Below are 13,499 nucleotides of genomic sequence, written 5' to 3' on the forward strand. Positions count from 1 at the left end.
CACACTCGCTTCAGGTGAGAACATGGAGCTCTCATGGCAGGAACGTGCATTGTGCGCGCAAACCGACCCAGAGGCATTCTTTCCAGAAAAAGGCGGATCTACTCGCGAAGCAAAGCGCGTATGTCTTTCATGTGATGTCCGCGCAGAATGTTTGGAATACGCACTTGCACATGATGAACGCTTCGGAATTTGGGGCGGATTATCAGAGCGCGAACGTCGTCGCTTAAAGCGTCGCACCGCCTAAGGATTTTGCATCTCTTAGGAGATAGCGAGATGTTTCTATGGCTTCCCTAAACGATGTAGATAAGCATCTAGTAACCGCAATTCTTGTTTCTCACAATGGGGCGCTGTGGTTACCCCAAGTTGTTGCAGCACTTACTTCTCAGACCCGACCTATTGATGCGATAACTGCCGTCGATACGGGATCAGAAGATGCTTCTACAAAGTTATTAAAATCTGCAAACATCCCATTTGTTGTAACGGATAGTGAAACAGGTTTCGGACAAGCAATTTCCTTTGCTGTTAAAGATTTGCCACAACGTATTGACCACGAATGGATTTGGTTAATCCATGATGATTGCGCGCCAGCACCAACTGCGCTCGCAGAATTATTAAGTGCAATCGATAATCGCCCACAAGTAGTTATGGTTGGACCAAAATTACTTGGCTGGCATGATCGAACACACTTGCTAGAAGCTGGAATAAGTATTGCTGGTAATGGCGCACGTTGGACTGGACTAGAGCCATTGGAATACGATCAAGGCCAGCACGATGGCATTCATGATGTGCTCGCTGTCAGTACTGCAGGGGCGTTAATTCGTCGCGATGTGTTTGAAGAACTTGGTGGACTTGATCCAAACCTTGAATTGTTCCGTGATGATGTTGATTTTGGGTGGCGCGCACGAACTGCTGGACACTCAGTTCTTGCAGCCACTAATGCTGTTGCATTTCACGCACAAGCATCAGCAACTGAGCGACGCCAGATCGATGTTGCAGGGGCTTTTTTACATCGCCCATTACTTTTAGATCGACGCAATGCAGCCTACGTTTTATTGGCAAACTCTTCGTGGTGGATGATTCCTTGGATTGCTATTCAATTATTGGGATCTGCTCTTGCCCGCGCCCTTGGATTTTTACTAGCTAAGTTGCCTGGCTATGCATCCGACGAGATTCTGGCGGTTGCATCACTAATTGTGCGCCCCGGTATGATTCTTGAAGCACGCAAGATTCGCAAGAAACAAAGATTTGTTACTGCGCGAGTAGTGGCTACATACATACCGCCTCGTTGGTCACAACTTCGATTAGGGACAGAGCGGATATTTGAACATGTTCGTGGCAGGATATTTCCAGACAATGATTCGATTCCAGTATCGATCCTTGATTCTGTCGATGATGAAGATTTATTAACACCAGTTAATACTTTTAGCTGGCTAACTGTCTTTAAGCGACCAGAAGTTATTGGCTTCTTGGCTATCGCAGTTATTTCACTAGTTAATTCAAGAAATCGCTTAGGCGCAATAGTCGGTGGCGCTCTTGCGATCTCACCAGCTGGAGCCACCGACTTATGGAGAACATATTTCGAGTCATGGCATCAAGTCGGAATGGGTTCCTCCTTAGCCACTCCGCCCTGGGTTGCTGTTATCGCTCTTGCCTCACTAGGGGTATTGGGGAAAGTTCAATTCTTCATTACAACCTTTTTCCTTATTGCACCGCTATTGATTATGTGGACTGGCTTCCTATTGCTGAAGAAGTTAACAAGTAATAACTGGATCTCAATCCCAGCGGCATTTCTCTATGCAATTTCACCAGTAACAATCGCAGCAGTTAGCTCGGGCCACATTGGCACTTTAATTCTGCTGATTTTTGCGCCACTTGTTGCAATTATTCTTCATGATTGGTGGGCTATAGAAAAGTACAGCTGGCGAAAGATATTTGCAGTTTCGCTACTTTTCGCATTCTTGTATGCATTTAGCTTAATTAGTTTTGTAATTGCTTTAGTCGCATCGGTCGTTATCTCTATTGAAAATTTCAAAGAATATTCTGTCTCGCGAAATAGGGTCTTGTGGCTTGATCGTTTGGCAAAAAGGTCAGCACTCGTGTTTATTCCCTTTTTTGTTAATGCGCCATACTCTTTTGAGGCAGTAATAAACCCCAGCAGATTCTTGACAGAACCAGGTTTGCGAATCCCTGGAGGTGGAGCAATTGCTACCCTCACCGGAAATCCGGGTGGCCTTGGTTCTGTGCCGATGTGGTTGATCAGCCCTATTGTGTTGGTATTAGTCGTTTCTTTATTCTCTTCAACGCATGCGCGAGGTATTGCCGAGTATGGAATCGGTGCTCTTTCTCTGGCGATATTGGTCGGATCACTGTCAATTTCTACTCGCGGAAGTGAAGGCGCTGCAAAAGTCTGGACCGGCCCTGTGCTCACTATTGTGACCTTAGCTGCAGTAGCGGCAGGAACAGTATTGCTAGATAGTTTGCGCCAAACTTTGATATTGAGTCACATTCACTATCGACATTTTTTAGCTGCCATTCTGATTTTTATAACCGCAACTTATGCGGTTGTGGCTGTTGGATTCAACTTAACAATTGGCGCTAACTCTGCAGTTCAAGCAAATCGCGCCACTGTTATGCCGGCATTCTTGAGTGTTGAAACTGAAACCAAGATTTTAGTTTTGCGAGAAGTAGGAAGCGAAAACGAGAAAAGAATTCAGTATTACATTTCTAGAGGACACGACATTGCTTTAGGTCAGACCGATGTCGCCCCGCAAGAAAATGTCACTATTGCCCAAGCGGTACGTTCTTTAATTGATGGAACTGGAATAGCAAGCAGTGAGATCTTTGCTGACTACGGGATTAAGTATGTATTTGTGAAGAACCCCTTTAAAAAGGAAATCATTAGATCAATTGATGGTCTTGGTGGATTCACTCGAACATCTGCAACATCACTTGGTGTTGTATGGAGAGTCACTCAGTCAACTGGGCGACTGATATTTGTTGCCAATGATGGAAAACGATCGGTTCTTGAAACCGGCGAATATGGTGCACGCACATTGGTACCGGGTCCTGGAACCTTGATTCTCACGGAAACCTCCAACAGATCATGGCAGGTCCTGCAAAATGGTGATCGTTTGGAGCGCACGAATAATGAACGTGGATTGCCTACATTTAAAGTCACAGAATCCGGTGAGATTTCATTACTGCATGACGGAACAGTTCGTCGTGGCTGGCTTTCATTACAACTGATTTTCTTAGTTGTAGCACTTGTGATGGCACTTCCTGCCGGTCGCCGAAAGAGTGAAATTTCCGAAGAGGAGTTGGCATGAGATTTCGCAGATCAATCGGTTTATTGGCGGCGTTAGTAATTGCCTTGGGCCTTGACGGATTATTCTCAGTCGCAGTAACCACGAAGAGCTACTCAGAAAGTTACCCAGCAGTTGTCTGTCCGCCAACTCTAAATGGCCTGTCATCGCAAATTTCACTTGCATCTAAGCAAACACCTTTTCAAAAACTTCAAAACCGTACGACTAAAACCGAGCCAGTAAAAGTCCTGCGCTTACCTGTTAAAAAAGATTCATTGGTGTTTGATTCTGAGGGTGTGACTCCTGTCGTGTGGCAAAGCAAAGCCTCTAGCTGGGCGGGTGGTGCATTATGTAACGGTCCTGCAACTTCTCAATGGTTTGTTGGTGGGACAGCTGACATAACAACAAAAGGACGTTTAGTCATAGTTAACAGTGGGCTCAGTGATGCAGTCATTGATGTGCAGAGTTTTACCGAAAACGGGAAACAACCACTTCGCACAATTACTGTGGTCTCGAAAAACTACCTGGTCATTCCAGTAGATTCTCTAACTCCTGGCGATAAGAATTTAACGGTACATGTTGCACCACGTTCGGGACGAGTTAATGCCTTTATGATTGACGAGCAGGGCAAGGGATTAAGGTCACTTGGTGGAGATCTCGTTAATTTCGCATCAGGTGCCAGTAAGACAGTGATGATTCCCGCTATACCGAATCAAATTGTGAAGAATTCAAAAGCTTTACCTCATACTTTAAGAGTCTTAACCCCTGGCGATGTGGATGCAAGTGTGACCGCCGAAGTTTTGTCTGCCGATGGCGTTTTTGTTCCAGTTGGATTAACTTCACGCACTATCAGCGCCGGAACAGTATCTGAGTTCCAATTAACCCCAACGATAACTTCGTCAATAATGGCAATTCGAATTACGTCAACAGAACCAGTAGTCGCAGCAGTAAAGTCCACTGTTACTTTTTCTGGCAGAAAAGACTTTGTCTGGAGCACTTCGGCTCCTGCGCTTGTGCCACTCACAATTGCAATAACTGGATTGACTCCTCTCGTTTCATTTACCGGCGAGCGCATTAACGTCTCTCTAGAAGTGACACTAAACAATGGAAAAGTTGTAAGAAAAAACATAAAAGGCATCGACATCGCAACTTGGCGAGCACCAGAGGCAGCGCGGTCTTTTACGATTACAAAAGTGGGCCCCGAAACCTTTGCAGGAGCTCTTGTATCGTCGATTAATGGGTATGGGTACTTTCCAATAGCCTCAGGAAGTCTTTTAACAAAGATTGAATTACCAGATTCAAATATTCGCGTCCTAAATCCCTGAGAATCCCAAGATATTTACCCTGTTCCCACTAATCTTTCACACATGAGAACACAAGGTGGTCGCGGCTGCTCACGCGCAGGGTGCAGATCTCAGGCAACAATGACGCTGACCTATGTGTACTCCGAATCAACAGCTGTTGTTGGTCCACTCGCAACTTATTCCGAGCCACATGCATACGATCTTTGTGCAGTTCACGGTGCACGGTTAAAAGTTCCTCACGGCTGGAATGTCATAAAACAAGAACTTGATGGCCAGACACAGGGGCCAACCGAAGATGACTTAATGGCAATCGCAGATGCTGTTCGCGAAGTTGCTAAAAAAGAAATTGTTGAAGGTGCACCTGTTGAAGGTTTATCGACGCAACAGCACATTGGTCGTCGTGGTCATTTACGCGCTGTTCCTTCTTCGGAGTAATTAGTGAACGAGTTTGCCCAAATATTTAAAGCCTATGACATTCGCGGTTTAGTTGATATTGAAATTGATGTTGATTTCGCATTTGCAACCGGTGTTGCATTTGCACGTTTTCTGCAAATCGAGAGAGAACCCGGAACAATTGTTATCGGCGAAGATATGCGCCCATCATCACCCTTATTAGCTGATGCGTTTTCTGCAGGAGCTACTTCGCTAGGCATGGATGTAATTCGTATTGGGCTTGCCTCAACAGACATGCTGTACTTCGCATCAGGAAAATTGGGATTGCCTGGCGCGATGTTTACGGCAAGCCATAATCCAGCTGAATACAATGGAATAAAGCTTTGCTTAAGCGATGCCCGCCCAATTGGAAAAGAATCCGGTCTAGCAACAATTGAAAACTTTGTTCGCGAAGGCTCTCCGATCGCACTGCGAAATGTTGGTGTTGAAAAACAGCGTGACATGCTTGAAGAATATGTGGATCATCTTTTAACTCTTGTAGATATTAGAAATATTCGTCCACTCAAAATTATCGTGGATGCAGGCAATGGAATGGCCGGTCATACCGCACCTGCAATCTTTGCTCGACTCAATTGTGAAGTCATTCCTATGTACTTTGAGTTAGATGGCACATTTCCTAATCACGAGGCAAATCCGCTTGATGAAAGTACATTGAGCGATCTAAAGCAAGCAATGATTGAACAGAAGGCTGATCTTGGATTGGCATTTGATGGGGACGCAGATCGCTGCTTCTTGGTTGATGAACGAGGAGTCGCAGTTAATCCATCCGCATTGACTTCATTGATCGCGCATCGTGAATTAATCAAACGCCCAGGCTCATCTATTATTTATAATTTAATATCATCCCGCACTGTCCAAGAAGTTATTGACGAAAATGGTGGAGTTGGATTACGTAGTCGTGTTGGTCACTCTTACATTAAGAAAATGATGGCTGATAGTGGCGCTATTTTCGGTGGCGAACACTCAGGCCACTTCTACTTTAAAGAGTTTTGGCGTGCAGATTCGGGAGCGCTTGCAGCATTGCATGCAATTGCAGCTCTAGGTGAAAGTGACACAACAATGTCAGCATTACTTGCACCCTATGACCGTTATGTCATAAGCGGTGAGATAAATTCAAAGGTTGCAGATACCAAAGTTGCTACCGAAACTGTTCAGAAGAGTTACACATCAGATCAGGTCACAATCGATCACCTGGATGGATTAACAGTTAACGGGGATACCTGGTGGTTTAATCTACGTCCATCAAATACAGAGCCACTGCTTCGACTCAATGTCGAGGCATCTACACAGGCTCAAATGGAGTCCGTGCGTGATGCGGTTCTCTCACTTATCCGCGACTAATTCCCGTTTTCCATTAGAGAGTTTAAGCGTGTGGCGGTAATCTTTACCCATAGTCGCCTAGCACTGTAGAGCCCTACGCCTTAGGTACCCAAACAACACTTTGAATGCCACTTAAGGAGATATACGTGAACGTTCCAGTAACAGCAACTCTTCCAGCACATGACATTGCAGATGCATCACTTGCTGCCGAAGGTAAAAAGAAAATTGAATGGGCAGAGCGCAACATGCCTGTCCTTGCACAAATCCGTGAGCGCTTTGAAAAGTCACAACCATTTGCAGGTGTACGTATTTCTGCATGTATGCACGTAACAACCGAGACAGCTAACTTGATGCGTGTTCTAAAAGCCGGCGGTGCAGAGATTGCACTGTGTGCATCAAACCCACTATCGACACAAGATGACACTGCAGCAGCACTTGTACACGAATACGGAATCTCTGTATTCGCCCGAAATTCAGTAGACCGCGATGGTTACTACAAGCACATTAATGCTGCTCTAGACATTGCCCCTCACCAAGTGTTTGATGATGGTTGCGATCTTGTAAACACTCTTCACACAACACGTAAAGAATTGATTCCAGGCATCACAGGTGGTTGTGAAGAAACAACAACTGGCGTAATCCGTCTTAACCAGATGGCAAAAGATGGAGCACTTCAGTTTCCAATGATCGCCGTTAATGACACCGACACAAAGCACATGTTCGATAACCGCTACGGAACAGGTCAATCAACTCTTGACGCAGTTTTCCGCGCAACCAACTTCCTGCTTGCAGGTCGTATTGTTGTTGTGGCTGGTTTTGGATACTGCGGTAAAGGCGTTGCAGAACGCGCTAAGGGAATGGGCGCTGATGTAGTCGTCACAGAAATTGATCCAACAAAGGCACTTGATGCAATGATGCAAGGCTTCCGAGTAATGCCGATGCTAGATGCAGCAGCGGTCGGCGATGTGTTTATTACCGTTACTGGTAACCGCGATGTATTGCGTGACGAACACTTTGCAGTTATGAAGGATGGCGCAATTATGGCTAACTCAGGCCACTTTGACATCGAAATCGATGTTGCATGGCTAGAGCAGAACGCAAAGACAAAGAATGCAAAAATGCGTCACCAAACTGATGAATATGTATTGGCAGACGGTCGTCGCCTACTTCTACTTGCAGAAGGTCGCCTGGTTAACTTGGGCGCTGCAGAAGGCCACCCAGCATCAGTTATGGATATGTCATTCTCTGATCAAGCACTAACAGCTGAGTACCTTGTTAAGGAAGCAAAGAACCTGAAGCCAGGTGTTCATGAAGTTCCTACTTATATTGATAAGGAAGTTGCTTCACTTAAGTTAATCAGTATGGGTGGTCGTATTGACGTTCTAACTCCCGCACAAGATATGTACCTGAACTCTTGGGAGCACGGTAGCTAATGACCTTAGTTATGGTCGTCGATGACGACCAGGATCTTGCGGAGATGCTTGGCATCGTTTTAACCGGTGCCGGCATCGACGTGGATCTAGTAAGTCGTGGTGACGAGGTCATGGATGTTTTCCGCAATAATCCACCAGATTTAGTTTTGTTGGATGTTATGTTGCCTGGCCTCGATGGAATCGAAGTTTGTAAGTTGATTCGCGCAGAATCCATGGTTCCAATCGTCATGCTTTCAGCTAAAGGTGACACGCAAGATGTTGTGAAAGGTTTAGAAGCAGGTGCCGACGATTACATGGTTAAACCATTTCGTCATCCATCCGAGCTAATTGCACGAATTCGAACACGGTTACGTCGAACAAATGCTGAAGTTCTCGGGCTATTAACTATTGGTGATTTAGCAATTGATGTTCAAGCTCATCAGATTCTGCGTGCAGGTAAGCAAATTGCGTTAACTCGACTTGAATTTGATTTACTGGTTGCATTGGCTAAAGAGCCAGGCCGAGTGTTCACTCGTGATGCTTTGCTCAGCGAAGTATGGGGCTATCGCCATTCAACAGATACCAGACTAGTAAATGTTCATGTGCAGCGCCTACGTTCAAAGATAGAACATGATGCCGAGCACCCAGAAATTGTCATCACAATTCGCGGTGTTGGCTACAAAGCAGGAGTCATGGGCGGTTCCTAACCATGAACCGTTTTTTGTGGAAAGCACGTAACTCCCTTGCCTTCAAGGTAATCATTTCTACTGTAATTCTTTCGCTGGGCGTTGTTTGGATTACTGGATCCGCGCTTAATTCAAGGCTTTCTAGCGGAATTAAAGAGGTAAACCTGAACTCTGCAATCGTCGAAGCTCGTTCGACAATCTTCACCGCTGACTATCGCTTCTTGCTAACTCAAGGAGAAAAAGATGAAGTTGTTCAAAAAGTAGTTGACGATGTCATTAGCTCTGCAACAACTATTACATCTAATGAAAACACCCGCGAAGTAGTTTTTCTTCGAAGTCCTGGCAATACGATGGTTAAGAATTATGAAATTGCCTCTAATTTTCTGGATCCAGATTCAATTCCGAAATCCTTAAGTGACCGAGTGCGAAAATCTAATGACACCGTCTGGCAATACACAACGATGCGATATATACAAGATACCAGATTGCCTGGACTTGCCATTGGACAGAAAGTTCAGATTCCAGGCGCGGGTCAATACGAAATGTACATAGTATTTTCTCTGGCAAATGAGGAAAAAACGCTTAACTTAATTAATAGCTATCTAATTATTGCTGGTTTAATTTTACTTCTATTAATTGCTTTGATTACCTGGCTTGTTGTGCGGCAGGTTGTTAAACCTGTGCGTGAAGCAGCTCGAATAGCAAGCGAATTTACCTCAGGAGATTTTAGGCAGCGCATGAAGGTAAATTCACAAGATGAAATATCAAGACTTGGTAATGCGTTTAATGAGATGGCTGAATCGCTTGAGCAACAAATTGCTAGATTGGAAAACCTATCTCGGGTTCAGCAACGTTTTGTTTCGGATGTGTCGCATGAATTGCGTACCCCATTAACAACTCTGCGAATGGCATCTGAGGTAATTGCTGCATCTCGAGAAAGCTTCGATCCGACAGTTGCTCGAAGTACCGAATTATTAGTCGCACAGCTAGATCGTTTCGAGCGTTTACTAGAAGACTTGCTGGAAGTTTCACGATTTGATGCTGAAGTGGCAATTCTAGAAGCCGTTGATTTCGATATTGTGCAATTGGTTTATCGTTGCGCAGAAGATTTAGCTCTTGTTGCCAAGGAGAGAAAGACACAGATTTTCGTTAAGTCTTCAGAGCCAGCAATCATGATCAAAGCAGATATTCGTCGGGTTGAGCGTATTTTGCGCAATCTCATGTCTAATGCGATTGATCACGCGGAGGAGCTACAGATCGATGTTCAAATTGAAGCTAGTGAAAACGATGTCGCAGTAGGTGTCCGTGATTACGGAATTGGACTTGATGAAAACTCTTTAACGAGAGTTTTTGATCGCTTCTGGCGCGCTGATCCTTCAAGAGCACGTACACGTGGGGGCACCGGGCTTGGGCTTTCAATCGCACTAGAGGATGCGCGATTACACAATGGTGAACTTGAAGCGTGGGGACGCCCAGGACGAGGTGCTCACTTTGTTGTCACCTTGCCACGAAAAACATGGGAGTCAATTGACCGCCGCCTGATTCCGCTGCAGCCAGAAGATTACAGAGCTTAGTTTCCACATATTGGCTTTCCAAATATCTGCAGTAACCATTAACACTGCAGTATTGGCCCATGCAAACCTTTTCAGAGCTCTCGCATTTAATTTTTCCCACTAGATGTTATGGATGCAATTCATTAGGAATCAGTATTTGCACTACTTGCAGACGCGAGTGGATCCCGCACTATTACAAGACTCAAATCAACCCACTGAATGTCCATTCGGCAATTATGTACACACCAACAGCTTCTAAAATAATTCTTGCTGCGAAAGAAAACGGTTTGCAGGGCGCAGATGATTTGTTGATTGCAGCGATTGAGCATGTGTTAGACAAAGCTAGCTTAGATAGAGGCTACTTCACATTGGTTCCGGTTCCTTCAAGTAAACAATCACAACGTCGTCGTGGTCGCAGTTTCATCCTTGATTTAACGAAGACAATTTCCAAGCGCACAGGCATTCCCGTAAATGATTGTCTTGAGCTTTCACGACGAGTCTCTGATCAAAGTGGGTTAACACGCGTACAGAGAAGTTCGAATATGCAGGGCGCTTTTTCGCTAAAAAATGGGGCGATACTTCGCGGTGATGCAATTGTGATTGATGATGTCGTCACAACAGGTGCGACCCTTCGAGAAGCCGCCAGGGCCCTCAATTCGCAGGGTTTTCACGCTTTCGGCTCAGTGTGCGCGGTTACCGCCTGTGTGGCTCAGCCTCTACGATAAGGGGGTGAAAAGGCGCTCCATCCCGATCAAGGGTTGATGGGTCAGCCACGATGAAAGGTTAAGAATCAATGCCAGCATTTGTAGACAAGATTTTGCGTGCAGGCGAAGGACGCATCCTTCGTGATCTAAGCAAGGTCGTTGCCTTAGTCAATGCTCAGGAGGCTCGCTGTGTAGCGATGTCTGATTCTGAACTCCGCAATCAAACTGGGATTTTCCAAGAGCGATACGCAAAGGGCGAATCCCTCGATGATTTGCTACCAGAAGCATTTGCGGTTGTGCGCGAAGCGGCAAAGCGAACACTTGGACAGCGTCACTATGACGTACAAATTATGGGTGGAGCAGCGCTTCACAAGGGCAACATTGCAGAAATGCGTACCGGTGAAGGTAAGACTTTGGTATCAACATTGCCTTCTTATCTCAACGCTCTTGCAGGTCGTGGTGTGCACGTTGTTACAACTAATGATTATTTAGCAGAACGCGATAGCGAGTGGATGGGTCGAGTACACCGTTTTCTCGGTTTAAAGGTAGATGTAATTCTTGCAAATATGACACCTTCAGAACGACGTAAGGCATACCTGGCAGACATTACATATGGAACGAACAATGAATTTGGTTTTGATTATCTACGGGACAACATGGCTTGGTCTCTCGAAGAGTGCGTACAGCGCGAACACTTTTTTGCAGTAGTTGACGAAGTGGATTCGATTTTGATTGATGAAGCCCGAACACCATTGATTATTAGTGGACCTGCTGATAAAGCAACTAAGTGGTACGTCGAGTTTGCCAATCTTGTCAATAAATTACAGCGCGATGTTCATTATGAAGTAGATGAGAAGAAGAAGACTTGTGGCGTTATTGAAGAAGGCGTAACAAGAGTTGAAGAAATGTTGCAAATTGGCAATCTCTACGAATCAGCAAATACACCAATGATCGGCTACCTAAACAATGCAATCCGCGCTAAGGAACTCTTTAAGCGCGATAAGGATTACGTTGTAATGAATGGCGAACTGTTAATTGTTGATGAGCACACTGGTCGCATGTTGGCTGGTCGTCGCTACAGTGAGGGCTTACATCAGGCACTTGAAGCTAAAGAGCGCATTGAAATCAAGGATGAAAATCAGACTCTTGCAACAATTACCTTACAGAACTATTTCCGCCTGTATTCAAAACTTTCCGGTATGACAGGTACAGCTTCAACAGAAGCATCTGAATTTCACCAGATTTATAAGCTCGGTGTAGTTCCGATTCCGACAAACCGCGACATGCAACGAATTGATTCACCAGATTTGGTATACAAAACTGAAGTGGGAAAATTTGCTGCTGTGACAGCAGATATCGCAGAACGTCACCGTAAAGGTCAGCCGGTATTGGTTGGTACCGTCAGCGTTGAAAAGTCAGAAGAACTTTCTGCATTCTTACGCAAGTCAGGCGTTCCTCACGAAGTTCTGAACGCCAAGCATCACGAACGCGAAGCCGCGATTATTGCTCGTGCTGGTGTACGTGGAGCTGTAACAGTTGCTACGAATATGGCTGGTCGTGGTACTGACATCATGCTTGGTGGAAACCCAGAATTCATGGCCGACTTTGAATTACAACGCCGCGGAATTTCACCAGTTGATAATGCTGAAGAGTATGAAAAGGAATGGCCAGCTGAAATTGCACGTCAAAAGGCAGCGGTTGAAAAAGGTCACGAAGATGTAGTTTCTTTAGGCGGGTTGTATGTTCTAGGAACAGAGCGCCACGAATCTCGTCGTATCGATAACCAGCTTCGTGGACGATCTGGTCGTCAGGGCGATCCAGGCGAATCTCGTTTCTATCTTTCTTTGCAAGATGATTTGATGCGTCGATTCAATTCAGGAATGGTTGAGCGTTTCTTAACAGCAGCAGGTCTTCCTGAGGATGCCCCAATCGAATCAAAGATGGTCTCAAATGCTATTCGTTCTGCTCAAACACAAGTTGAAGCGCAGAACTTTGAAATGCGTAAAAATGTTTTGAAGTATGACGATGTTATGAACCGTCAGCGCACCGTTATTTATGGAGAGCGCCGAATGGTTCTAGAGGGTGCGGACATTAAGGATCAGGTGGCAGGATTCGTTTCCGAAACTTTGTCCGCCTACGTTGAGGCGGCTACTGCCAATGGTTATGCAGAAGATTGGGATCTTGAAACTCTATTTACTGCGATTAAAACTATTTATCCAATCTCATTTACCATCGACGAACTACTTGTAGAGGTTGGTTCTCGCGCAGGACTAGATGCTGAGTACTTGAACGCTCGTGTAAATGAGGATTGCAAGGCAGCCTATGCGCAACGCGAAGTAGCACTTGGTGCTGAAGTTATGCGCGAACTTGAGCGCAAGGTTTTGCTTTCTGTTCTAGATCGTAAATGGCGTGAGCACTTGTACGAGATGGATTACCTACAAGAGGGAATTGGGCTACGCGCAATGGCGCAGCGTGATCCACTTGTTGAATACCAAAAAGAGGGCTTCGACCTATTTGCGGCCATGATGGATGCAATCAAAGAAGAAATCGCTGGATTCTTGTTCAACATCGAAGTCACTGTCGAAAGCACAAACAATCAAGTTGTCGCACCTGGTCTTGAGGCAAAGCATGTACCTGTAACTGGATTGCAGTACACAGCTGCAGATGAATCTGGTGTTCGCACAACTGGTGATGTTTCTCGAAATGCGCAATGTCCATGCGGCTCTGGCAAGAAGTACAAGCGTTGCCACGGTGGTGCTGCTTAA

At 45.4% G+C, this 13,499-nt stretch carries 10 protein-coding genes; all 10 read left to right on the forward strand.

The annotated features are described in order from the left end of the window. Window positions 1-22 precede the first annotated feature (22 nt). The 10 genes from AC9UGD_RS04705 to secA all read left to right on the forward strand — a co-directional run bounded on the left by AC9UGD_RS04705 (window position 23) and on the right by secA (window position 13,499). Window positions 23-244, forward strand: a complete 222-nt coding sequence (locus tag AC9UGD_RS04705; RefSeq protein WP_445821606.1) for a WhiB family transcriptional regulator — start codon at window positions 23-25, stop codon at window positions 242-244. Between the two features lie 37 nt (window positions 245-281). Beyond that, the gene (locus AC9UGD_RS04710) at window positions 282-3,326 is read left to right on the forward strand and encodes a glycosyltransferase family 2 protein (RefSeq protein WP_509570238.1); all 3,045 of its coding nucleotides are present in this window, start codon (window positions 282-284) and stop codon (window positions 3,324-3,326) included. Continuing rightward, window positions 3,323-4,627, forward strand: coding sequence for a DUF5719 family protein (locus tag AC9UGD_RS04715; RefSeq protein ID WP_509570241.1), 1,305 nt, complete (start codon window positions 3,323-3,325; stop codon window positions 4,625-4,627). The genes AC9UGD_RS04710 and AC9UGD_RS04715 overlap by 4 nt, the downstream gene beginning before the upstream one ends. A gap of 42 nt (window positions 4,628-4,669) precedes the next feature. Then, complete coding sequence (locus AC9UGD_RS04720) at window positions 4,670-5,041, forward strand: DUF3499 domain-containing protein (protein WP_509570244.1); 372 nt, start codon at window positions 4,670-4,672, stop codon at window positions 5,039-5,041. A 3-nt stretch (window positions 5,042-5,044) separates the two neighbouring features. Beyond that, complete coding sequence (locus AC9UGD_RS04725; RefSeq protein ID WP_509570247.1) at window positions 5,045-6,400, forward strand: phosphomannomutase/phosphoglucomutase; 1,356 nt, start codon at window positions 5,045-5,047, stop codon at window positions 6,398-6,400. A 104-nt stretch (window positions 6,401-6,504) separates the two neighbouring features. Beyond that, window positions 6,505-7,812 carry an adenosylhomocysteinase gene (gene ahcY, locus AC9UGD_RS04730; protein WP_509570250.1) on the forward strand — a complete coding sequence of 436 codons (1,308 nt, stop codon included), beginning with the start codon at window positions 6,505-6,507 and terminating at the stop codon, window positions 7,810-7,812. Then, the gene (gene mtrA, locus AC9UGD_RS04735; RefSeq protein WP_509570253.1) at window positions 7,812-8,498 is read left to right on the forward strand and encodes an MtrAB system response regulator MtrA; all 687 of its coding nucleotides are present in this window, start codon (window positions 7,812-7,814) and stop codon (window positions 8,496-8,498) included. Before ahcY ends, mtrA begins: the two co-directional genes overlap by 1 nt. 2 nt (window positions 8,499-8,500) lie before the next feature. After that, window positions 8,501-10,051 carry an MtrAB system histidine kinase MtrB gene (gene mtrB / locus AC9UGD_RS04740; RefSeq protein ID WP_509570256.1) on the forward strand — a complete coding sequence of 517 codons (1,551 nt, stop codon included), beginning with the start codon at window positions 8,501-8,503 and terminating at the stop codon, window positions 10,049-10,051. Window positions 10,052-10,266: 215 nt separating this feature from the next. After that, the gene (locus tag AC9UGD_RS04745; RefSeq protein ID WP_509570259.1) at window positions 10,267-10,755 is read left to right on the forward strand and encodes a ComF family protein; all 489 of its coding nucleotides are present in this window, start codon (window positions 10,267-10,269) and stop codon (window positions 10,753-10,755) included. A 68-nt stretch (window positions 10,756-10,823) separates the two neighbouring features. Further along, entirely contained in the window at window positions 10,824-13,499 is a 2,676-nt protein-coding gene (secA, locus tag AC9UGD_RS04750; RefSeq protein ID WP_509570263.1) for a preprotein translocase subunit SecA, read from the forward strand.

The organism is Candidatus Planktophila sp., from assembly GCF_044232745.1.
Taxonomy (GTDB): Bacteria; Actinomycetota; Actinomycetes; order Nanopelagicales; family Nanopelagicaceae; genus Planktophila.

What these genes read in the sequence shown, in the direction of transcription:
- AC9UGD_RS04705 (WP_445821606.1), top strand. Translation starts at nt 23, where the DNA reads ATGGAGCTCTCATGGCAGGAACGTGCATTGTGCGCGCAAACCGACCCA.
- AC9UGD_RS04710 (WP_509570238.1), top strand. Translation starts at nt 282, where the DNA reads ATGGCTTCCCTAAACGATGTAGATAAGCATCTAGTAACCGCAATTCTT.
- AC9UGD_RS04715 (WP_509570241.1), top strand. Translation starts at nt 3,323, where the DNA reads ATGAGATTTCGCAGATCAATCGGTTTATTGGCGGCGTTAGTAATTGCC.
- AC9UGD_RS04720 (WP_509570244.1), top strand. Translation starts at nt 4,670, where the DNA reads ATGAGAACACAAGGTGGTCGCGGCTGCTCACGCGCAGGGTGCAGATCT.
- ahcY (WP_509570250.1), top strand. Translation starts at nt 6,505, where the DNA reads ATGCCACTTAAGGAGATATACGTGAACGTTCCAGTAACAGCAACTCTT.
- mtrA (WP_509570253.1), top strand. Translation starts at nt 7,812, where the DNA reads ATGACCTTAGTTATGGTCGTCGATGACGACCAGGATCTTGCGGAGATG.
- mtrB (WP_509570256.1), top strand. Translation starts at nt 8,501, where the DNA reads ATGAACCGTTTTTTGTGGAAAGCACGTAACTCCCTTGCCTTCAAGGTA.
- AC9UGD_RS04745 (WP_509570259.1), top strand. Translation starts at nt 10,267, where the DNA reads ATGTACACACCAACAGCTTCTAAAATAATTCTTGCTGCGAAAGAAAAC.
- secA (WP_509570263.1), top strand. Translation starts at nt 10,824, where the DNA reads ATGCCAGCATTTGTAGACAAGATTTTGCGTGCAGGCGAAGGACGCATC.